At 69.8% G+C, this 21,928-nt stretch carries 19 protein-coding genes; 18 read left to right on the top strand and 1 reads right to left on the bottom strand.

The features are described from left to right. The first annotated feature begins 27 nt into the window (after positions 1-27). The 7 genes from DMH01_RS09335 (at position 28) to DMH01_RS09305 (ending at position 9,069) form a co-directional block, all read left to right on the top strand. Positions 28-1,935: an intein-containing Rv2578c family radical SAM protein gene (locus tag DMH01_RS09335; RefSeq protein WP_125675130.1), complete on the top strand. Its 1,908-nt coding sequence runs from the start codon at positions 28-30 to the stop codon at positions 1,933-1,935. 125 nt (positions 1,936-2,060) lie between these two features. Continuing rightward, the gene (merB, locus tag DMH01_RS09330; protein WP_125675128.1) at positions 2,061-2,636 is read left to right on the top strand and encodes an organomercurial lyase; all 576 of its coding nucleotides are present in this window, start codon (positions 2,061-2,063) and stop codon (positions 2,634-2,636) included. 117 nt (positions 2,637-2,753) lie between these two features. Continuing rightward, positions 2,754-4,526 (top strand): aspartate--tRNA ligase, encoded by a 1,773-nt coding sequence (aspS, locus tag DMH01_RS09325; RefSeq protein WP_125675126.1) that lies wholly within the window; start codon positions 2,754-2,756, stop codon positions 4,524-4,526. Beyond that, complete coding sequence (locus DMH01_RS09320) at positions 4,526-5,467, top strand: DUF389 domain-containing protein (protein WP_125675124.1); 942 nt, start codon at positions 4,526-4,528, stop codon at positions 5,465-5,467. The genes aspS and DMH01_RS09320 overlap by 1 nt, the downstream gene beginning before the upstream one ends. A gap of 79 nt (positions 5,468-5,546) precedes the next feature. Next, on the top strand, positions 5,547-6,734 hold the full coding sequence (locus tag DMH01_RS09315) for a phosphotransferase (RefSeq protein WP_125675122.1): 1,188 nt from the start codon (positions 5,547-5,549) through the stop codon (positions 6,732-6,734). A gap of 75 nt (positions 6,735-6,809) precedes the next feature. Then, the gene (locus DMH01_RS09310; RefSeq protein ID WP_125675120.1) at positions 6,810-7,658 is read left to right on the top strand and encodes an SGNH/GDSL hydrolase family protein; all 849 of its coding nucleotides are present in this window, start codon (positions 6,810-6,812) and stop codon (positions 7,656-7,658) included. A gap of 43 nt (positions 7,659-7,701) precedes the next feature. Beyond that, positions 7,702-9,069 carry a replication-associated recombination protein A gene (locus DMH01_RS09305; RefSeq protein WP_125675118.1) on the top strand — a complete coding sequence of 456 codons (1,368 nt, stop codon included), beginning with the start codon at positions 7,702-7,704 and terminating at the stop codon, positions 9,067-9,069. Positions 9,070-9,493: 424 nt separating this feature from the next. Here DMH01_RS09305 and DMH01_RS09300 read toward each other — a convergent pair whose 3' ends face one another. After that, positions 9,494-10,747 carry an HNH endonuclease signature motif containing protein gene (locus DMH01_RS09300; protein ID WP_125675116.1) on the bottom strand — a complete coding sequence of 418 codons (1,254 nt, stop codon included), beginning with the start codon at positions 10,745-10,747 and terminating at the stop codon, positions 9,494-9,496. A 269-nt stretch (positions 10,748-11,016) separates the two neighbouring features. Here DMH01_RS09300 and DMH01_RS09295 point away from each other — a divergent pair, with 269 nt between their 5' ends. From DMH01_RS09295 to DMH01_RS09245, 11 genes are all read left to right on the top strand, one after another. Next, complete coding sequence (locus tag DMH01_RS09295) at positions 11,017-12,588, top strand: metallophosphoesterase family protein (protein WP_125675114.1); 1,572 nt, start codon at positions 11,017-11,019, stop codon at positions 12,586-12,588. Between the two features lie 68 nt (positions 12,589-12,656). Beyond that, positions 12,657-13,694, top strand: coding sequence for a BMP family ABC transporter substrate-binding protein (locus DMH01_RS09290; protein WP_233621460.1), 1,038 nt, complete (start codon positions 12,657-12,659; stop codon positions 13,692-13,694). Continuing rightward, positions 13,675-15,192, top strand: a complete 1,518-nt coding sequence (locus DMH01_RS09285; RefSeq protein ID WP_233621459.1) for an ABC transporter ATP-binding protein — start codon at positions 13,675-13,677, stop codon at positions 15,190-15,192. Before DMH01_RS09290 ends, DMH01_RS09285 begins: the two co-directional genes overlap by 20 nt. Beyond that, a complete protein-coding gene (locus DMH01_RS09280) occupies positions 15,189-16,193 on the top strand; it encodes an ABC transporter permease (RefSeq protein WP_125675112.1) in 1,005 nt (334 codons plus the stop codon). The genes DMH01_RS09285 and DMH01_RS09280 overlap by 4 nt, the downstream gene beginning before the upstream one ends. Beyond that, a complete protein-coding gene (locus tag DMH01_RS09275; RefSeq protein ID WP_125675110.1) occupies positions 16,190-17,047 on the top strand; it encodes an ABC transporter permease in 858 nt (285 codons plus the stop codon). Before DMH01_RS09280 ends, DMH01_RS09275 begins: the two co-directional genes overlap by 4 nt. Beyond that, a complete protein-coding gene (locus DMH01_RS09270; protein ID WP_125675108.1) occupies positions 17,044-17,772 on the top strand; it encodes a nucleoside phosphorylase in 729 nt (242 codons plus the stop codon). Before DMH01_RS09275 ends, DMH01_RS09270 begins: the two co-directional genes overlap by 4 nt. Beyond that, entirely contained in the window at positions 17,769-18,899 is a 1,131-nt protein-coding gene (locus DMH01_RS09265; RefSeq protein ID WP_125675106.1) for an acyl-CoA dehydrogenase family protein, read from the top strand. The genes DMH01_RS09270 and DMH01_RS09265 overlap by 4 nt, the downstream gene beginning before the upstream one ends. After that, positions 18,899-19,909, top strand: coding sequence for a s-methyl-5-thioribose-1-phosphate isomerase (locus DMH01_RS09260; protein ID WP_125675104.1), 1,011 nt, complete (start codon positions 18,899-18,901; stop codon positions 19,907-19,909). The genes DMH01_RS09265 and DMH01_RS09260 overlap by 1 nt, the downstream gene beginning before the upstream one ends. Then, positions 19,906-20,622, top strand: coding sequence for an acireductone synthase (mtnC, locus tag DMH01_RS09255; RefSeq protein WP_125675102.1), 717 nt, complete (start codon positions 19,906-19,908; stop codon positions 20,620-20,622). Before DMH01_RS09260 ends, mtnC begins: the two co-directional genes overlap by 4 nt. After that, positions 20,619-21,251 carry a methylthioribulose 1-phosphate dehydratase gene (gene mtnB, locus DMH01_RS09250; RefSeq protein ID WP_125675099.1) on the top strand — a complete coding sequence of 211 codons (633 nt, stop codon included), beginning with the start codon at positions 20,619-20,621 and terminating at the stop codon, positions 21,249-21,251. The genes mtnC and mtnB overlap by 4 nt, the downstream gene beginning before the upstream one ends. Further along, the gene (locus DMH01_RS09245; protein ID WP_125675097.1) at positions 21,248-21,826 is read left to right on the top strand and encodes an acireductone dioxygenase; all 579 of its coding nucleotides are present in this window, start codon (positions 21,248-21,250) and stop codon (positions 21,824-21,826) included. The genes mtnB and DMH01_RS09245 overlap by 4 nt, the downstream gene beginning before the upstream one ends. Positions 21,827-21,928: the final 102 nt, after the last annotated feature.

Below are 21,928 nucleotides of genomic sequence, written 5' to 3'. Positions count from 1 at the left end.
GTCTAGAACATGTGTTCGACTGGCCGGGTGCGATGGGATCGACAGCGGGCGGACGGCGGCGAGCCGGTCCTGCCCGGATTGGACGGGTTGCTGCGTTCGGTGCGCACGCCCGAGTTCGACGGCGTCACCTTCCACGAGGTGCACGCCAAATCCGTGCTGAACAAGGTGCCCGACGGATCGGGTGTCCCGTTCGGATGGACGGTGAATCCGTATCGCGGTTGCTCGCACGCGTGCACGTACTGCCTCGAAGGCGCGACGCCGGTCCTGATGGCCGATGGCCGGACGAAGGCGCTGGCGGAACTCGCGCCCGGCGACGCGATCTACGGGACGCGCGGGCGTGGCGCGGGTCGCCGCCTGGTCGCGACGAAGGTGCTCGCGCACTGGTCGACGCTGAAACCGGCGTACCGCTTGACCCTCGACGACGGAACGTCCATCGTGGCCAGTGGCGATCACCGATTCCTGACGGGGCGCGGGTGGAAACACGTCACCGGCACCCGGTTCGGCGCCGCGCAGCGGCCGCATCTGGTCGGCGGAACCGAACTCGTCGGCGTCGGGAAACTCGCCCGCACCCCGGACGACACGCTCGGCTATCGCGCCGGATACCTGTGCGGGATGCTGCGCTCCGGCGGCTTCTCGACCGAGAAGGACGCCGCGGATCGCGCGCTCCGGTACCTGCCCGATTTCGGTGCGTCGGTCGGTTTCGTGCAGGTTCCGCCCTCGCCGGATTCCCATTGGCTGCGCGGATTCCTCGCCGGACTGTTCGATCTCGCCGGTAGCTACCGGCACGGCGCGCTGCGCGTCACGCATGACGAGCAGGACATCGTCTCGACCTTCTGTGCCGCGCTGGACAACTTCGGCTTCCGTTACGTGAGAACGGAAAACGTCAAGTTCCGTCCGCTGTGGACGGTACAGCTCCTCGGCGGGCCGTCGGAGGAGGTGCGGTTCTTCCATCTCGCCGATCCCGCCGTCGGCTGGAAACGGTCGCTCGACGGCCTCGCGATCGGCCGGACCAGGCGGAAGGTGACGTCCATCGAACCGCTGGGCATCGAGCTGCCGTTGTTCGACATCACCACCGGCACCGGCGACTTCATCGCCGACGGCATGGTCACGCACAACTGCTTCGCCCGGAACACCCACACGTACCTGGACTTCGACGCCGGACGGGACTTCGACACGCAGGTGATCGTGAAGGTCAACGCGCCCGAAGTGCTGGCCGCGCAACTGCGGCGGCCGAGCTGGACACGCGAGCACGTCGCGATGGGCACGAACACCGACCCCTACCAGCGCGCCGAAGGCCGGTACAAGCTGATGCCGCGCATCATCACCGCGCTGGCCGATTCCGGCACGCCGCTGTCGATCCTCACCAAGGGGGCCGTGCTGGCCAGGGATCTGCCGCTGCTGGAGTCGGTGTCGAAGGACGTGCCCGCCGGGCTGGCGATCTCGCTCGCACTGCTCGACGAAGATCTGCAGCGCCGCCTGGAGCCGGGGACGCCGAGCCCCCGGGCGAGGCTCGACCTGATCCGCAAGGCGCGGGACGCCGGGCTGCCGTGTTCGGTGCTGGTCGCGCCGGTGCTGCCGTATCTGACCGACTCGGTGGCCGCTCTCGACGCCTTGTTCTCGAAGCTGGCCGAGGCGGGCGCCACGCGGGTCACTGTCCTCCCGTTGCATCTGCGGCCCGGCGCGCGGGAATGGTTCGCGCGCTGGCTCGGCCGGGAACATCCGGAGCTCGTGCCGAAATACCGGGAGCTGTACTCGCGCGGCGCCTATCTTCCGAAGTCCTATCGGGAGCGGCTGGGTGCTCGCGTCGGCCCGTTGTTGCGCCGTCACGGCTTCGGTTCCCGTGCGGACGACGGGGAACGAATGCAGGTGACGATGCCCGTGCAGCGTTCGGCGGAGGCGGTGGAACCACACGCCGAGCAGCTCAAACTGTTGTAGGGCCGTCCCTCGCTACACAGGGTGAATTTTCTTACCGCACAACGCATTCGGCCGTTCGGCGCAGTGACTTGGCGGAAAACCTTTTCGTGCTTAATCTCGACAGGACGAAGGCGAGGAGGTGCCTGTTGACCACCCGGACGGATCGCACCGCCGCTGTCCGCATCGCCTGGGCCGCGACCAAGCTGACCAGAGCGGGCAGACACCCCATCGCCATCGGAAGACTCGCCGCCACCGTCGGCATGGAGCCCGCCGAAGCCCACCGCCTGATGGACCTGATGGGTTTCGCCATCCGCGACGGCCTGGTCGTGATGGACCGCGGCTCGCGCCCGGCCGACCGCGCCGGTTCGGACCGGTACCGCGTCGACCTGTTCCTCCTGGCCGTCGCCACCGGTGAACCCGTGCACGCGGACGCCGTCTGCCCGGCGACCGGGGCACACGTCCGCGTCCACTTCACTCGCGAGAGGGTCTTGAGCGTCGACCCGCCGCAGGCCGTGGTCGCCGCGTCGCGGTTGCCCGGTATCGACCTCGCCCTCGGCCAGGACTACGTCGAGGCGCTCGTCTGCACGCAGTTCTTCGCGTCGCGGGAGGCGGCCTCGGGCTGGCTGCTGGAGAACATCGACGGCCGGGTCCTGTCCGTGCCGGACTACCTGGCCCACACCCGGCGGATGGTCGCGGCGCTGGAGGCCTGGCCGACGATCTGAGAACACCTGGTCGCGAGGCATCCGGGGCGATTCGTTAGCCTTTGACGTCGGCGCAGAGCAGTCGAACCGCAGCGCCGTCGAATCGCAGAATCGTGATGCCGAAGGAGAGCACCCGCAGTGCTTCGCACCCACAAAGCCGGCACCTTGCGTGCCGAGCACGCCGGTCAGACGGTCACCCTCACCGGATGGGTGGCCCGGCGGCGCGATCACGGCGGCGTCATCTTCATCGATCTGCGTGACGCCAGCGGCGTGAGCCAGGTCGTCTTCCGCGAGGGCGAGATGGCCGAGCGCGCCCACCAGCTGCGCTCCGAGTACTGCGTCCGCATCGTCGGCGAAGTCTCGAAGCGGCCGGAGGGCAACGCCAACACCGAGATCCCCACCGGCGAGATCGAGGTCCTGGCCACCGAGCTCGAGGTGCTGTCCGAGGCCGCCGTGCTGCCGTTCCCGATCGACGACCGGGTCGACGTCGGCGAGGAGGTGCGGCTCAAGCACCGCTACCTCGACCTGCGCCGCAGCGGCCCCGCGGCCGCGATGCGCCTGCGCAGCGAGGTGAACCGCGCGGCCCGTGAGGTGCTGCACGCACAGGAGTTCGTCGAGGTCGAGACCCCGACCATGACCCGCTCCACCCCCGAAGGCGCCCGCGACTTCGTGGTCCCCGCCCGGCTCAAGCCCGGCTCCTGGTACGCGCTCCCGCAGTCGCCGCAGCTGTTCAAGCAGCTGCTCATGGTCGGCGGTCTCGAGCGGTACTACCAGATCGCGCGCTGCTACCGGGACGAGGACTTCCGCGCCGACCGGCAGCCGGAGTTCACCCAGCTCGACATCGAGATGAGCTTCGTCGAGCAGGACGACGTCATCGCGCTCGGCGAGGACATCGTGACGGCGCTGTGGAAGCTGATCGGCGCCGACATCCCCCGGCCGTTCCGGCGCATCACCTACGCCGAGGCGATGGAGAAGTACGGTTCGGACAAGCCGGACCTGCGCTTCGACCTCGAACTCACCGACATGACGGCGTTCTTCGCCGACACCCCGTTCCGCGTGTTCCAGGCGCCGTACGTCGGCGCCGTCGTGATGGCGGGCGGGGCCGACCAGCCGCGCCGCACCCTCGACGCCTGGCAGGACTTCGCCAAGCAGCGCGGCCACCGCGGCCTCGCCTACATCCTGGTCAACGAGGACGGGACGCTCGGCGGGCCGGTCGCGAAGAACCTGTCGGAGAAGGAGCGCGAGACGGTCGCCGAAGCCGTCGGCGCCAAGCCCGGCGACTGCGTCTTCTTCGCCGCGGGCAAGCCCGCCGACGCGCGTGCGCTGCTGGGCGCCACCCGGCTGGAGATCGGCAGCCGTCTCGGCCTGATCGACGAGAACGCCTGGTCGTTCGTCTGGGTCGTCGACTTCCCGATGTTCATCTCGGCCGAGGAGTCCGACGACGTCGCGGTCGGCGGCGGCAAGTGGAAGGCCCTGCACCACGCCTTCACCTCACCGACCCCGGAGTGGATCGGCAAACTCGCCGACGACCCCGGCAACGCGCTGGCGTACGCCTACGACATCGTCTGCAACGGCAACGAGATCGGCGGCGGCTCGATCCGTATCCACCAGCAGGAGCTGCAGAAGCAGGTCTTCGAGCTGATGGGCCTGTCCGAGGAAGAGGCGCAGGAGAAGTTCGGCTTCCTGCTCGACGCCTTCGCCTTCGGCCCGCCGCCGCACGGCGGGATCGCGTTCGGCTGGGACCGCATCGTCATGCTGCTGGCCAAGGCCGACTCGCTGCGTGACGTCATCGCGTTCCCGAAGACCGGCGGCGGGTTCGACCCGCTGACCGCGGCTCCCGCGCCGATCACCGCGGAGCAGCGCAAGGAGGCGGGCATCGACGCCAAGCCCGCGCCGCCCGTGAAGAACTGATGCTCCATCTCAGGGCCGTGTGCCCGCCGGACCGGACCGAAGAAGCGATCCGGATCCTGCGGGCACACGCCGGGACGGCGCATCTCGTGGTGCATCGCGGGGTGGCGGTCGCGCCCGAGGGTGACCTGATCGAGGCGGACATCGCCCGCGAGGCGACCGACGAGATCGTCGAGTCGCTGTGCGGGCTCGACCTCGACCACACCGGCGGGATCACGCTGGAAGCGCTGGACACCGCGGTGTCCGACGCCGCCGACAAGGCCGAGGAGGCCGCGCCGGGCGAGGCCGCGGACGCGGTGGTGTGGCAGGAACTCGTCGGCCGCACCGGCGAGGAGTCGCGCCTCACCTGGACATTTCAGGCGTTTCTGACCATCGCGTGCCTGCTGGCGGCGGTCGGCGTCATCACGAACTCGGCGGTCACCATCGTCGGCGCCATGGTCGTGGGGCCGGAATTCGGCCCGCTGGCGGCCATCGCCGTCGGGTTGGTGCTGCGCCGGAAAGATCTCGTGAAGCAGGGCGCGGTCGCGTTGCTCGGCGGTTTCCCGATCGCGATGGTGATCACCCTCGGTGTGGTTCTGGTGGGTAACGCCACCGGCGTGCTGGAGGTCAGCAAGCTCGCCGACAACCACGAGGTCGATTTCGTTTACCAGGTGGGAATCGCGTCACTGATCGTCGCGCTGCTCGCCGGCGCGGCCGGGATGCTTTCCATGACTTCGGCCAAATCCGCCGCGCTCGTGGGCGTGTTCATCTCGGTGACGACGGTGCCCGCGGCGGGTTACGCGGTGGTCGCGGCGGTTGCCGGTCAGTGGGAACGGTGCCTTTATTCGGCCGGTCAGCTGCTGGTCAATCTCATCGGAATCGTTGCAGCTGCGGCCATTGTGCTGACATTGCGCCGTCGCGGGCAACGATCGAGGGTGACGGAACGTCCGCTTTCACGCGGATGAGTCCCAGATCGCGCCAGTGCGCGCGATTGCCCGGATCTCAGTGGTCATGGTTGCTCAGTCACGAGTAGGGTCGGTGGCAATGACAGTCGATACCTCCTCTGCCGACGATTCGACCGTCGGAGCTGGAGCCGAAACCCTCGCCATCGCGGCCGCGGTCGCGGCCGGCGAGTCGGTCCTTTCGCGCCGATTCGGCAGCGCGATCACCCTTGTCGCCCCCGAAGACCTCGCCGGCAGTGGCCCGGCGACGGTCGTGCGGGCGCGGGTGGCGTCGTCGCCGTTCGCGCTGCCGCGGACCCTGGTCATCAAGCACTACCCCGACCAACCCGAACCGGGACGGCCAGACCCGTTCGCGCAGGAGGCGGTCAGCTACCAGCTGTTCACCGCGCTCGCGCCGGAGGACCGCATGTGCCCGGAGCTGCTGGCCCACGACGGCCGGGATCGCGTCCTGGTGATCGAGGACCTCGGCGGCGTCCCGACGCTGCACGACAAGCTCCACGCGCGGGACGCGCGCGGCGCCGAACGCGCGCTGCTGTCCTGGGCCCGGTCGCTGGGCAGGCTGCACGCGAGCACGGCGAGCCGCGAACCCGATTTCAACGCGCTGCTGCGCCGTCTGGGCGGCCCGGTCAAGAACGAGGACGCGCCGCTGCCCGCGGTCTGCGCGCAACTGCCCGGCCTGCTGGAGGAACTGCTCGACGTCGAGACGCCGGAGCCGGTGCAGCAGCGGGTCATGGAGGTCGCCGAGCGGGCCGGTTCGCCGTCGTACCGCGCGTTCAGCCCCGTCGATCTCAGCCCGGACAACAACCTCGTGACCAGCGGGGGAGTGCGGTTCCTCGACTTCGAACGCGGCCGGGTGCGCAGCACGCTGATGGACGCGGCGTACTTGCGGCTCCCGTTCGCGTCGAGCGAGGACGCGCTGGCGCTGCCGCCGGGGATGAGCGAGGCGATGATCGCGGCCTGGCGGGCCGAGGTCGTCTCGGTCTGGCCCGCGCTCGCGGACGAAGACGCGCTGGCCGAGCACCTGATGGACGGTCAGCTGCTCCTGCTGTGGGTCATCACCTGGGAGATCCTGCCGGAGCTGGACCTGAACCGGCACGCCACGCCGATCAGCCGGGAGGCCGCGCTGGTGACCTGGTGGCGGGAACTGGCCAAACATTCGCTGCGCGCCCGCCTGACCCACATCTCCGAGCACGCCACCCGGGTCGCCGCGGCGCTCGGCGCGCGGCTCGGGCCGCACGCGGACCTCGCGTTCTATCCGGCGTTCCGGTAACCGCCGCACGGACTTTTCGCTCGACCGTCCTCGCCGCGTTACCCAGGCATCACCACGGGTGAGTCTGCGTGGCCGATGGTGGCTACCGTGACCGTGATCAGTGTCGAAGTCACTCCGAGTCCCGAACCTCTCCTTCCTCCCGCGCCCGCCGTCCCGAGGTCCGCGCGCAGACTGGTCGTGCTCGGCGATTCCACGGCCGTGGGCCTTGGCGACCCGCTGCCGGACCGAGGCGGCTGGCGCGGGGTCGGCCCGCTCGTCGCCGAGGCGCTGGGCGTCGAACCGGACGGCTACCTGAACCCGTCGTTCACCGGTGCGCGCATGGGCTGTGTGCTGACGAAGCAGCTTCCCGCGGCCGTGGCGCACCGGCCGGACGTCGCGTTGGTGGTGGCGGGGATGAACGACACGCTGCGCCCCGATTTCAGTGCCGAGAGGATCGCCGCGGACCTCACCGAGGTGATCCGTACGCTGGCCGCCGTCGGCACCACCGTGGTCCCGGTGCGCTACCACGATCACGGCAAGGTGTTCCGCCTCCCGCAGTCGCTGCGGCGGGCGTTGAGCCAGCGGGTGGCCGAACTGAACGCCGCCATCGCCGGGGTCGTCGAACGCGAGGGCGTGCCGTGTCTCGACCTCGAACTGCTGCCGGGCGCCTACGACCTCACCGCGTGGAGCGTCGACCGGCTGCACCCGTCGGAACTCGGGCACCGGATGCTGGCGACCGGGTTCACCGAACGGCTCGCCGAGGCCGGGTTCGCGGTGCCGCGTCCGGTCAGCCTGACCTGCTCGGGAGGCATGGAGCCGAGTACCGCCGGGCACGTCGGCTGGCTGGTGCTCAAGGGCATCCCGTGGGTGTGGCGGCGCGGGCGTGAGTTCGTGCCGTACGCGGCCGTGATCATGTGGCACGCGTTCCGGGAGCGGCTGCGCTGACCTGTGGCCGGAACCGTCGGTGGGTACGGCTACCGTCGACACCGTGGCACAGGACGAACTCTTCACCGTGAACCCCGACCTCGGGCCTCCGCCGGAGCCGGCCGAGCCGAGGGAGATCGCTGTACCGGCCGGTTCGCCGCTGGCGGTGCGGATGCGGCCGCGGTCGCTCGACGAGGTCGTCGGTCAGCAGCACCTGCTGCGTGAGGGCGCGCCGCTGCGGCGGCTCGTCGAAGGCGCGGCTCCCGCTTCCGTGCTGCTCTACGGCCCGCCGGGGACGGGAAAGACCACGCTGGCGAACCTCGTCTCGGCCGCGACCGGCCGCCGGTTCGTGGCGATGTCGGCGCTGTCGGCCGGGGTGAAGGAGGTGCGCGGGGTCATCGAAGAAGCCCGCCGCCGCCGGGCCTACAACGCCGAGAACACGGTGCTGTTCATCGACGAGGTCCACCGGTTCTCCAAGACCCAGCAGGACGCCCTGCTCGGCGCCGTCGAGGACCGGACGGTGCTGCTGGTGGCCGCCACCACGGAGAACCCGTCGTTCTCCGTCGTCTCGCCGCTGCTTTCGCGGTCTCTGGTGCTCCAGTTGCGGCCGCTGACCGACGCCGACATCGTCGCGCTGATCGAACGCGCGCTGGCCGACGAACGTGGTCTCGGCGGCGAACTCACCCTGACCGAAGACGCGCGGGACCATCTGGTGCGGCTGGCCTCCGGCGACGCGCGGCGCGCGCTCACCGCGCTGGAAGCGGCCGCGGACGCGGCGAGCGCGACCGAGGCCAAGACGATCGACCTCGCCATCGTCGAGTCCACAGTGGACAAGGCGGCGGTGCGCTACGACCGCGACGGCGACCAGCACTACGACGTCATCAGCGCGTTCATCAAATCGATCCGAGGGTCCGATGTGGACGCCGCGCTGCATTACCTGGCGCGGATGATCGAGGCGGGGGAGGACCCGCGGTTCCTGGCCCGCCGCCTGGTGGTGCACGCGAGCGAGGACATCGGCATGGCCGACCCGACGGCGCTGCAGTCGGCCGTCGCGGCGGCGCACGCGGTGCAGTTCATCGGGATGCCGGAAGGCCGTCTCGCGCTGGCGCAGGCGACCGTGCACCTGGCGACGGCGCCGAAGTCGAACGCCGTCATCACCGGGATCGACGCCGCGCTCAGCGACGTCCGGTCCGGGCGGATCGGCACGGTGCCGCCGCATCTGCGCGACGGGCACTACGCGGGAGCGGAGAAGCTCGGCAACGCGAAGGGCTACCGGTACCCGCACAACGTGCCGGAAGGTGTTCTGGCGCAACAGTATCCGCCGGACGAGCTGGTGGGGCGGGACTACTACGAACCGACCCAGCGCGGGGCGGAGCGGACGTTGCACGAGCGGGTGCCGAAGCTGCGGCGCACGATCCGGGGTGAGCGTTAGTTCCGGGCCAAAGTCGAGGTGATCGGTTCTGTCTCGCAAGTATCGGGCGGGGCCTCGGGGGTTTGAATAGCCGGTCCGTGAAGGGCCCCTTGAGGGACTCTGGGTCCCTCAAGGGGCCCTTCACGGAACGAGCCATTCTCACAGGTCTCAGCGGTACCGCAAGTAACAGCGGCCGCGCGTGAAGGCCCCCTTCCCTCGGCTCAGCCGAGGAAACTCGACCTTCGCACCTTCCCGAGTACATGAAGGCCCCCTTCCTGTACCTGGGCGCAAGGAAGGGGGCCTTCATGTACTTCAGTCCGCCGGGAAGGATCGGCGGGGTAGTGAAGCCTCCTTCCCTGCTCTCAGGGTAGGTAAGGAGGCCTTCACGTAGCATCGGGCATGGCGAGGGGCCCGTCGCCTGGGTGGCCGACGGGCTCCTCGGGGTTCAGCGGTGGTGAAGGGTGTTGCGTCTGGGTTGTCGGAGCGGATCTCGATACTGGGGTGGAATGAACTCCGGTAACCCATCAGCGGCCATCCGGACTTCCCAGTCACCGTGATGAATCAACCGATGATGGAATCCGCAGAGCAGCACCAGATTCCGGAGATCCGTGGGACCGCCGTCTGCCCAGTGACGAATGTGATGGGCGTGGCAGTTCTTGGGTTTGCGGTGGCAGCCGGGGAACGCGCAGCCTCCGTCGCGGATGTTCAACGCACGCCGCTGGCCCGGGGTCACGAAGCGCCGCAGCCGTCCCACATCCAAGGGTTCTCCGGCGGCGCTCATCACGACCGGCAGCATCAGACAGTCGCAGGCGGCGAGGCGGGCTTCCCGGGCCGTCATCGTCCCCACGAAATCCAGACACGCGGTACCGAGACCGGATTTGAGTTCGTCGAGGCCGATGGTGACATGCAGGAGAGTGCGGTAGCCGCTGGTGCCCGGCTGATCGGGGCACGCGATCGCCAGGTCGAGGATGTCGACCCACGCGTCACCCAGGCGTTCGCACTTCATCCGCAGGTCCGCCTGCCCGAATTCATCGACTGGGCGTGGCTGGGCGTAGGCCTCGAGTGCGGCGACGGTGCGGGCACCGGTCTCGTCATCGAGCAGGCCGGTCAGTTTCCAGAACCCGTCCTTACGGCGCTCCAGGGTGATTTCCCGCCGCGGCTCCTTCGGCTCAGGCTCTTTCGGCTCGTTGCCGTCCGGGTCCAGCCAGCCCAGCAGGTTCTCCTCGGCCTTCGCGAGTTGGCGGGGACCGGCGTTCGGGGCGAGGTTGGCGAGGATCTTCTCCGCGCTCGCCCGATCCTCCACCGAGGTGTCGGCGGGGAGTCTCTTCAAGATGTCGAGGATCTGATCGATCCGCTCATTTCCGACCAGCCCCTCCGCCGCCACCGCGGCGGTCGCGGGAGCAACAGTCGGAACCTCCGTGCCGTCCAAAGCGCGCGTCGGGTTCAGGGCAAGGGCCCGGTTCACCACCGCATTCGCCTCGGCAACCGACAACCCCGCTACATCGGCGAACCAGGCAGCTGTCCGGCCGTAGCCGTACAAGTCTTTGGCGCCACGAGCCTCGATCTCCGCCAGGAACTGCCCAAGTCCGGCGGTGGCCATCCGAATCACCTGCCAGGACTGCTGCACGCCATGGGCAAGTTCCAGCTTGCCGGCGCGCCACAGTTCTTGTGGCAACTCGGGGAGGAAGGTCTCGGACACCTCTCAATGATACCGCGTTTTCGTCGAACATGAGTTCGTAATTTTAAGCGACAAGTGAAAAGCGCGAACAACACTGAAGGGTGATTATGACTCGCATGGAGGCTGCGGAAAGCGAGCGTGCCGCAATTAGTCGACTAAATGCGGCTTCGCGAAAAACTGAAAGGGTAAAGCGCGCTTGAGAATTCCTTGAGTCCACCCTGGACAGTTCGACCGCTTCCGTTCGTCTCGTCGTCGCGAACCGAACACGTCCGTCGGCAAGTATTCCGCGTATGGAAATCCCGAGGGTCGGTGTTCCCGACGCACTGGCTTCACGTCTGTCGATGGCCGAACAACACGAGCACCTGAGCCGCCGCACGATACTCAAGGGCGCCGTCCTCGCCGCCGGCCCGCTTCTGTTGCAGGGCACCGCGTACGCCGATGGCGACAAGGTCGTCCCCGCCGGGCGGCATCTCGCGTTCGGGCGGAATCCGCGGACGTCGATGCGGGTCGCGTGGCAGGTGCCGGCGCCGGTGCGGAAGCCGTTCCTGCGGATCGCCGACGGCCACGGCGGCTGGAGTCACCGCATCCCGGCCGAAGTTCGCGCGCTGCATTCCGAGGTCGCTGGGGTCATCGCGCCGTACGACCAGTACTACCTGCACGCCGAGGCCGATCACCTCTGGCCCGGTCACACTTACCGTTACGCCGTCGGGCACGAGGGTTTCGACCCGGCGTCGGGGGACGGTGGGTCCGCCGCGATCTCGACGTTCACCACCGCGCCCGCGCGGGGGATCCCGGCGGGCAAGTTCACCTTCACCGCGTTCGGTGACCAGGGTGTTTCGACGACGGCGCTCGCGCAGGACGGCGCGGTCGCGCGGCAGAACCCGCGGTTCCACCTGCTGGCGGGCGACATCGCGTACGCCGACCCGAGTGGTGCGGGCAAGCCGCCCGGGTCCAAGCCCGACGCGGACCACGATCTCTTCGACCCCAAGGTCTGGGACGCCTACTACCGTCAGATCGAGGGTGTCGCCGCGTCGGTGCCGTGGATGGTCACCACCGGCAACCACGACATGGAGGCCCTCTACTCGCCCGACGGGTACGGCGGCCAGGTCAAGCGCTGGGACTTCCCCGGCGGCGGTCCGCACGACTGCCCCAGCGTGTACTCGTTCATCTACGGCAACGTCGGCGTGATCTCGCTCGACGCGAACGACGTCTCCTATGAGATTCCCGCCAACCTCGGCTATTCGCACGGCTCGCAGACGGCGTGGCTCAAGCGGCGCCTGCGGTATCTGCGTTCGCAGCCGGACGTCGACTTCATCGTGGTGTTCTTCCACCACTGTGCCTACTCGACGACCAACCAGCACGCGTCCGAGGGCGGCGTCCGCGAGCAGTGGGTCCCGCTGTTCGACGAGTACCGGGTCGACCTCGTGATCAACGGGCACAACCACATCTACGAGCGCACCGACGCCCTGCGGGGCGGCAAGGTGACCCGTGAGGTCGAGATCGGCGACACCGTCGAGCCGGATCGCGACGGCACCGTGTACGCGACCTGCGGGGGCGGCGGGAAGAGCCTCTACAGCTTCCCGGTGCCCGACACGTTCGCGGGGGAGTTCCAGTCCTACCACTGGGTCGAGGGCGGCGAGAAGGTGACCGAGACCGTGTCCTGGTCGCGGGTGCGCTACACCGGCTACTCGTTCCTCGCGATCGACGTCGAGCCCGCCTGGCCCGGCCGCCGGACGACGCTGACCGTGCGGACCCTGCGCAACGACGGCGCCGAGATCGACCGGTTCACCCTGCGCCGCACCGCCGGTCTCCACCGTTCGCGGCACGCGTCTGTGCTCGGGGCAGATCCGGGCGACGTATAACGACCTACACAGGTCCGCATGGTGGAACTCGGTGTCATATCGTGGACCGGAGACATACAGTCCGGGACATGTCGCCGAGAACCCTCCTGCGGGCCGTCATGGCCGTTTCCGCCGTCACGCTCCTCGCCGCGTGCAACGCCTCGGCCAAGGACCCGGCCGCTCAGAACGCCGCCGGGCCGGCGCTGGTCCTGATCACGCCGAGCCCGGTCGGGGTCAACGACTTCCTCAAGCTCGCCGTCCAGGGCATCGAGGACTCGGCCAAGAAACACAACGGGACGCAGAAGGTCTACCAGAGCACCGACCCGGCCTCGATCCAGCAGAACCTCGCGGCCGCGGTGCGCGAGAAGCCCGCCGTGATCGTCGCCGTCGGCTTCAACTTCGCCGACGCGATCGCGGCCGAGGCCGAGCGCAATCCCGAGCAGAAGTTCCTCTTCGTGGACTCCTGCACGACGAAACCGTTCCCGAACGTCACCTGCGCGGTGTTCCGTGAGCATGAGGGCAGCTACCTCGCGGGCGCCGAGGCCGGGCTGCTGAGCGAGAGCGGCAAGGTCGGCGCGGTCGTCGTACTCGACGCGCCCCAGTTCCGCCGGTACTCGATCCCGTTCGGGCAGGGTGCGGAGAAGGCCAAACCCGGCACCACGCTGGCCCCGCTGTTCATCGGCGGCGCGAACCCGTTCAACGACCCGGCCCGTGCGAAGGCGCTGGCGGGCACGCTGGCCGGCCAGGGCGTCGACCACGTCATGGGCGCGGCCTCCGCGGCGGGCAACCTCGGTGTGTTCGAGGCGGCCAAGCAGGGCGGGTTCTTCGCGTTCGGCGTGGACGCCAACCAGTGCCCGGCCAGTCCCGGACAGGTCGTGGACAACGTCATCAAGCGCACCAACGTCGTCGTCGGCGACGGCGTCGACGCGATCCTCGGCGGCAAGACCGGCGAGACGAAGTCCTACGGTGTCAAGGAGAAGGGCATTTCCCTGACCGGGCTGGAGCCGGACGCCGCGACGTCGCAGTGCGTCGTCGCGAGCCACCCCGACGTGCTGGCCAAGGTCGGCGAACTGCGGGACCAGATCGTCTCGGGCGCGATCGTCGTCGATGACCCCGCCAAGTCCTGACGCCGTCTCGCTCCGGGGGATCGTCAAGCGGTTCCCCGGGGTGCTCGCGAACGACCACGTGGACCTCGACGTCGGCAGGGGCGAGATCCACGCCCTGATGGGCGAGAACGGCGCGGGCAAATCGACGCTCATGTCCGTGCTCTACGGTCTGCACCGGCCCGACGAGGGCACGATCTCGTTGCACGGCGAGGAAGTCTCCTTCGGCTCGCCCGCGCAGGCCATCGACGCCGGTGTCGGCATGGTGCAGCAGGGATTCGCGCTGTTCGGCGAACTCACCGTCACCGAGAACGTCGTGTTCGGCAGCGAACCGACCCGCCGCGGCCTGCTGGACCGCAAGGCGGCGACGGCCCGTGTCACCGAACTGATCGAACGGCACGAACTGCGGCTGCGGCCCGGCGACCGCGTCCGTGACCTGCCGGTCGGGCTCCGGCAGCGCGTCGAGATCCTCAAACTGCTGTACCGCGAGGCCGGTGTGCTGATCCTCGACGAACCGACCGCCGTGCTGACCCCGCCCGAGACCGAGCGGCTGTTCGGCGTCTTGCGCGCCCTCGCGGCCGAGGATCGCACGATTCTGCTGGTGTCGCACAAACTCCAGGAGGTCCTCGCCGTCAGCGACCACGTCACGGTGCTGCGGGACGGCCGCGTCAGCGCCCGCGGGCGCACCGCGGACCAGACGGCCGCCGGGCTCGCCGCGGCGATGACCGGCCGCGAGGTCGACCTCGACCGTGTCCACCCGGCCGGGACGCCTGGCGACGCCGTCCTCGAAGCCCGTTCCCTGACCGTTCCCGGGGTGGAAGGAAAGCCGTTGCTGGACAACGTGTCCCTGACCGTGCGTGCCGGGGAGATCGTCGGCGTCGCCGGGGTCGCGGGTAACGGGCAGGCCGAGCTTTCCGCCGCCATCACCGGCCTCCTGAAGACCGACGGCGAGATCGTCCTCAAGGGACAGAAGCTCGACGGCCTGTCGGTCCGCGCGCGGAGGGACGCCGGGCTCGCCCACGTCCCGGAAGACCGCGCGGAGGTCGGCTCGGCGCCCACGGCGAGCCTGCGGGAGAACCTGGCCGTCGGGTTCCACCGCAAACGTCCGTTGGTGCGCAAGGGATTTCTGCGTCGTAAGGCGATAGACGAGCACGCGTCGGCGATCATCGAGGACTACGACGTCCGCGCGTCCGGCCCCGCCGCCGCGATGGGCACGCTTTCCGGCGGCAACCAGCAGAAAGCGATCTTCGGTCGCGAACTCACCCACGACGCGCCGTTCCTGCTGGTCGAGCAGCCCACCCGCGGCGTCGATGTCGGCGCGATCGAGAACATCCACGCCCGCCTCGTCGCCCATCGCGACGCCGGGCACGCCGTCCTGCTGATCTCCGCCGAACTCAGCGAGATCCTCGCGTTGTCGGACCGCGTGCTGGTGCTGTTCGAGGGCCGGATCGTCGCGGAGTTCACCAAGGACGAGGCCGATCAGCACACGATCGGCCTCGCGATGGCCGGAGGTGCCGGATGACCCGCGTCCGCCTCGTCGCCGTCCCGGTCGCCGCCGCGCTCGTGCTCGGCGCGATCCTGCTGCTGGCCACCGGAACCGATCCGCTGGCCGCGTACGGCGCGATCGTCTCCGGCGCGTTCGGCCCCGACGGCATCGGCGACACCCTCGCCTACGCCGTCCCCGCCGCGGGGATGGCGACCGCGCTGGCGATCCCGCTGCGCGCGGGCATGGTGAATCTCGGCGGTGAGGGGCAGCTGGTGCTCGGCGCGGTCAGCGCGCTCGCCGTCGGCCTCTACGTCCCCGGCCCGGGGCCGGTCAAGGTGGTTCTCGCGCTGCTCGCGGGCATCCTCGCCGGAGCCGCGTACGCCGCACTGGCCGCGGTCTGTGAGAACCGGCTCGGCGTCCCGTTGCTGATCAGCACGCTGCTGTTGAGCTATCCGGCGATGTCGCTCGCCGGCTATCTGGTGCGCTTCCCGATGAAGGACGCGGGCTCCAGCCTGCCGCAGAGCCCGCAACTGACCGAAGGCGCGCGGTTGCCCGAAATCGACGGCGTGACGACCGGGATCTTCCTGGTGGTGGCGGTGATCGCGGTCTACACGGTGATCGACGCCCGCACGCCCGCCGGTTTCGAGACGAAGGTGACCGGCTGGGCGCCGCGGTTCGCCGCCTACGCCGGGATCGACCGGCCGAAACTCACCCTGCGGCTGCTGGCCGCGTCGGGCGGGACGGCCGGGCTGGTCGGCGCGATCGCCGTCCTCGGCTTCCCGTACCGGTTCATCGACGGCGCGCTGATCACGCCGCAGTACACCTGGATCGGCCTGCTCGCGGCGCTGCTCGCCGGGGCCAGCCCGCTCGGGACGCTGCTCGCGGCGGTCTTCTTCGCGGCGCTGACCAGCGGCGGATTCGCGATGGAACGCGCCACCCAGGTCCCGCGCGAACTGACCGCGGTCCTGCAAGCGGTGCTGATCATCTTCCTCGCGGCCGCCTCGGGGGTCTTCAAACGGAAGGCGAGGCGGGCATGATCGACGCGAGCCTGTTCTCCTCGGCGCTCACCGCGTTGACGCCGATCCTGTTCGCCGCGCTCGCGGGCGCGCTGTGCCAGCGGGCCGGGGTCTTCAACATCTCGCTCGAAGGTTCGCTGCTGGTCGGCTGCTTCGGCGCGGTCGCGGGCAGCTGGTACACCGGCAGCGCGTGGATCGGCGTCATCGTGGCGGTGCTCGCGGCGACGGCGTACTCGCTGATCCTCGCGATCGGTTCGATCACCTTCGATGGCGATCCGATCGTGCTGGGTGTCGCGAGCAACCTGCTCGCGGTGGGCCTGACGAGTTTCCTCATCCGCACCGTCTTCGGCACCGAAGGCTCGTTCAGCGATCCGTCGTTGCAAGGGCTGGGCCAGTTCGGACCGATTCCCGGGCAGTCGCTGCTGGTCTACCTGTCGTGGCTGGCCGTGCCCGCGCTCGCGGTGCTGCTGTACCGGCATCCGTGGGGCCTGCGGCTGCGCGGCGTCGGTGAGCGTCCCGAGGCCGCGTCCAGTCTCGGCGTCAACGTGACGAAGTACCGCTACGGGGTGATCCTCGCCGGGGGAGCGCTGTGCGGTCTCGGCGGCGCGCAACTGGCGCTGGGCTCGGTGACGCTCTTCGCCGAGAACATGACCGCCGGCCGCGGCTGGATCGCCGTCGTGGCGGTCATGCTGGGCCGCGCGCATCCGCTCGGTGTGCTGCTCGCGGCGCTGCTGTTCGGCCTCGCGGAGGCGTTCGGCTTCCGGCTCCAGGGCATCGGGTTGCCGCAGCAGGCCACCGACGCCGCTCCCTATGTCGTCACGCTCGTGGCGCTGTTCCTGTCGAATCTCAAGCGTAAGAAGGGACAGCCCGCGTGAGCGACGTCCTGCCCATCACCAAGATCCCCCGGCACGGACTGCCGCCGCGCGCGCTCGTGGTGGGCGACCCGGACCGCGCGACCGCGGTGGCCGAGTCACTCGAAGCGGCCGTCCTCGTCGGTCAGAACCGCGAGTACCGCAGCTACACCGGCACCTGGAAGGGTGTCCCGGTCGTCGTGTCGTCGCACGGCGTCGGCGGCCCCGGCGCGTTGTGCCAGTTCGGTGAGCTGGCCGAGGCGGGTGTCCGCACGTTCCTGCGGCTCGGCACCGCCGGATCGCTGGCCGACGGGATCACCGACGGCGATCTCGTCATCGCCGAAGCCGCCGTCCGCGACGACGGCGTCACCCAGCAGCTGATCCATCCGGAGTACCCGGCGTTCGCCACCCCGGAGATCGTCGTGGCGCTGAGCCGCGCCGCTCCCGAGGCGCATCGCGGCGTGGTGTGGACGCGCGCCGCGTTCAGCCCGCTGGTGCTCACCCTCCCGATGAGCGAGTACCTGGCCGCGCGGGTGATCGCCATTGAGATGGAACTCTCCACGTTGCTGGTGTTCGCGGCATTGCGCGGCCTGCGGGCCGGTGGTGTGCTCGTGATCGACGGCGACGCGCGGCCCGAGCACCCCGACCCGTCGGCCTACGACCCGCATCGCGACGTCGTGGCCGCCGGGGTGGCGAGGGCGACCCGCGTGGCGCTGGACGCTCTCATCGACGTGGAAGGGGCGGAATGACCGAAGTGTGGCGAAAAGCGGCGCTCGAGCTGGCGAGCACCTTGGCGACGGACGCGGCCGAGCGGGACCTCGCCGGACAACTGCCGGTCCGCGAAGTCGGCCTGCTGCGCGAGTCCGGTCTGTTGCCTTTGCTCGACACCGCCGGCTGGGCCGCCGCGAACGAGGCCACCCGGATCGTTTCCGCCGCCGACGCGTCGGTCGGCCATCTGCTCGGCTACCACTACCTGCAGCTTTGGCGCACCGGCCTGTTCGGGCCGCGCGCGGCGAGCGAACCGGGCTGGTTCTGGGCGGGCGTGAGCAACCCGCTCGACGCCGCCCTGCTCCTGACCCCGGCCGAAGGCGGGTTCACCGTCGAGGGCACCAAGACCTTCGCCACCGGCGCGGCCGTCGCCGACCGCCTGGTGGTCAGCGCGACGAGGACCGACAACGGCGAGAAGCTGACCTTCGTCGTCGACGCGCGGGCCGACGGGATCACCTTCCCCGGTGAGTGGGACAACATCGGCCAGCGGCTCACCGCGAGCGGCGCGGTGCGGTTCGAGGACGTCCGTGTCGCCAAGGACGACGTGCTCGGCACCCAGCCGGAAGACCAGTCGGATCCGAAGGTACCCCGTATCTCGCTGGCGGCGATCGGCTTCCAGCTCATGCTCGCGCAGGTGTACGTCGGCCTCGCGGCAGGCGCGCTCGACGCCGCGGCGGTGTACACGAGGGAGACCGCACGGCCCTGGACACTGTCCGATGTGGACAAAGCGGCGCAGGATCCGTACATCCTGGCCGGATACGGCGAGCTGGTCGCGACGGCACGGGCGGCCGGATTCGCCGTCGACGCGGCGGTTTCCGTGCTCGGCGAGGCCGACGAGCGCGGCTTCGAGCTGACCCCGGCCGAGCGTGCCGAAGCGGCGATCGCCATCTCCTCGGCGAAGATCGTCGCGAGCCGGGCCGCGGTCGAAACCACGAGCAAGGTCTTCGAGTTCACCGGCGCGCGGGCCACCGCGACGAAGTACGGCTTCGACCGGTTCTGGCGCAACGCCCGCACGCTGACCTTGCACGACCCCGTGACGTACAAGGCGCGCGAGGTCGGCGACCACTTCCTCAACGGGATCCCGCCCTGCCTTTCGGGGTACAGCTGATGACGCTGCCGATCCTCGCCGAAAGCGTCCGCCTCGACGACGAAGGCGTGCACATCCTCGACCGCCGGGTCTTCCCGTTCGAACGGGAATGGGTGCTCTGCCGGACTTCGGAAGAGGTCGCGGTGGCCATCGAAGAGATGGTCACGCAGTCTTCCGGACCGTATTTCGCCGCGTTGGGCGCGATGGTGCTCGCGGCGCGCGAGGCGTCCGGGCTCGCGGACCCGCGGGCGTACCTGGAGCGGGCGGGGGAGCGGATCATCGCGACCCGCGAGACCAACAACCACCTGCGCAAGGCCGTTTCCGCCGTACTGTCCGAAGTGGACAAATCGTCCGGCGATCTCGTCGAAGCCGCGGCGGCCGGTGCGCGAGCAGGTGACGAAGTGTATCGGTCGCGCAGCCGTGCGCTCGGTGGGCACGCGGCCGCGTTGGTGCCGGACAAGGCGACCGTGCTGACGCATTGCTGGGCCGACCTGTACCTGGTCGAATTCGTGCTCGCCGCGCGGCGGCAAGGCAAGGAGTTCTCCTTCCTGTGCACGGAAACCCGGCCGTACCTCCAAGGTGCGCGGTTGACCGCCGAGACGCTCGCCGAGATGGGCGCGGACACCCGGCTGATCACGGACGGGATGGGCGCCGCGGTGCTGTCCTCCGGAGAGGTCGGCGCGCTGGTGACCGCGGCCGACCGCGTCACCATGGATGGCCACGTCGTCAACAAGATCGGTACCCTCGGGCTCGCGGTGGCGGCGGAGGCGTTCGGCGTGCCGTTCTACGCGCTGGTCCAAGCGCCCGACCAGGCGGCGCCGACCGGCGCCGACGTGCCGATCGAATACCGCGACGGCGACGAGGTGCTGAGCGCGCTCGGCCACCGCGTCGCCAGCGAACGCGTCCGTGGGCACTATCCGGCCTTCGACGTGACACCACCGCGGTTCGTGACCGCGGTGGTGACCGACCGCGGGGCCTTCGAGCCCGGACGGCTCCGCGAGTACTACGCAGAAGGGGAAGCGAACCAGTGACCGCAACGCTGACCGCCCGGTGGGTGGTCCTCGACATCGAGGGCACGCTGACCGCCACCAGCTACGTGCACGTGACCCTCTACGACTACGCGCGCCCGCGGCTGGGCCCGTGGATCGACGACCACGCGGACGATCCCGAGGTCGCCGGCGCCGTAGCCGAGATCAAGGAACTCGGCGGGCTCCCGGCGGACGCGTCCACAGTGGACGTCGTGCGGGTGCTGCACGGCTGGATGGACGCGGACAAGAAGATCGCGCCGCTGAAGACGTTGCAGGGCCTCATCTGGCAGCGCGGGTACGCCGAGGGCGATCTCACGACGGAGTTCTTCGGCGACGTCGCCCCGGCGCTGCGGTCGTGGCACGAGTCCGGGCTGCGGCTCGCGGTGTTCTCGTCCGGTTCGGTCGCCGGGCAGATCGCGTCGTTCTCGCGGACCACCGACGGCGACGTCACCGGCCTGTTCGAGAAGCATTTCGACACCGTCAACGCCGGGCCGAAACGCGAGGCGCCGTCGTATCGCGCGATCGCGTCCGCACTGGAAGCCGAACCGGGTGACATCGTGTTCTTCTCCGACGTCCCGGCCGAACTGGACGGGGCCGCCGCCGACGGCTGGCAGACCGTCGGCCTCGCCCGCGCGGGTGAGCCGTTCGGCGACGCGGATTTCGGGACACACCGGACTATCCGGACGTTCGACGAGATCAAGGTCGCCCCTCGATGAGTGTGCTGGAACTGGCCGGACGCGCGCTGGCCGAGGAATCCGCCCGGTTCGCCGGGCTGGGCTGGATGCGGGGCACGTCCGGCAACCTCTCGGTGGTGCTCGGCCGTGACCCGCTGCGGGTCGCCGTCACCGTCAGCGGCCGGGACAAAGGCGAGCTGACCAGCGACGACGTCGTGGTCGTCGGTGAGGACGGGCTGGCCGTCGCCGACCAGCCGCATCCGGAGAAGGTGCCGTCGGCCGAGGCCGGACTGCACGCCCGGATCGCGGCGGTGTCGGGCGCGGGCGCGGTCATCCACGTGCACGCCCTCGCCCCGGTGGTGGCCGCCGAGCACTGGCCGGACGGCGTCGAACTGCGGGACCTGGAGATGCTCAAGGGTTTCGGCCGCGCCGCGCACGACGACCTGGTGACCATCCCGGTGATCGCCAACGGCCAGGACATGCGCGTCCTCGGCGACGCGTTCGAGGCCGGGTTCCGGGCGGACACGCCGGCGGTGATCGTCGCGCGGCACGGGATCTACGTCTGGGGGGATGACCTGCGCCACGCGCGTCATCGCCTGGAATGTTTGGAGTGGTTGCTCCGGTTCCGGGTAGAGACAAGACTTGTCGGTGGAGAAAGGGGAGTGCGATGACCCTGCTGACCGTGTGGCCGGACGACCGGCCCGGCGAGATCGCGCTCAGGACCGAGGACCCGGCCGTGATCACCGGGGAACTCGGGCGGCTCGGCGTCCGGTTCGAGCGGTGGGACCTCGTCCCGGATCTGCCGCGCGAAGTGACGCCTGAGCAGGTGCTGGCCGCCTACGAGGAACCGATCGGCAAGGTCTCGGCGGCCGAGGGCTACACCTTCGTGGACGCCGTCCGCATGACCCCGTCGGACGAGCCCGGCTGGGCGGCCGAGGCCGCCGAAGCCCGGCAGAAGTTCCTCGCCGAGCACACCCACGACGATGACGAAGACCGCTTCTTCGCGCGCGGGGCCGGCGTGTTCTACCTGCACGTCGGGGGCAAGGTGTACGCGGTGCTGTGCGAGGCGGGCGACCTGCTGAGCGTGCCCGCGAACACCACGCACTGGTTCGACATGGGGACGCGGCCCGACTACGTGTCCATCCGGTTCTTCCACGACGACGGCGGGTGGGTCGGCAACTTCACCGGCGCGACGCCGGCGGGGGACTTCCCGGGGTTCGACGAGTTGACCGCCGGGCGTTATTGACCGCGACATGCTCGGGCCTTCGTTGGCGGCGGGCGGCGCTCAGCGGTGCTCGCGTGGTTGCGAAAGCCACTTTCGCAACCTTCAACGTTGCGAAAGTGGCTT

The organism is Amycolatopsis sp. WAC 04182, from assembly GCF_003947465.1.
Lineage (GTDB): Bacteria > Actinomycetota > Actinomycetes > Mycobacteriales > Pseudonocardiaceae > Amycolatopsis.
Note: the sequence above shows the minus strand (reverse complement) of the source record. Positions and strands in the feature narration are given on the sequence as shown.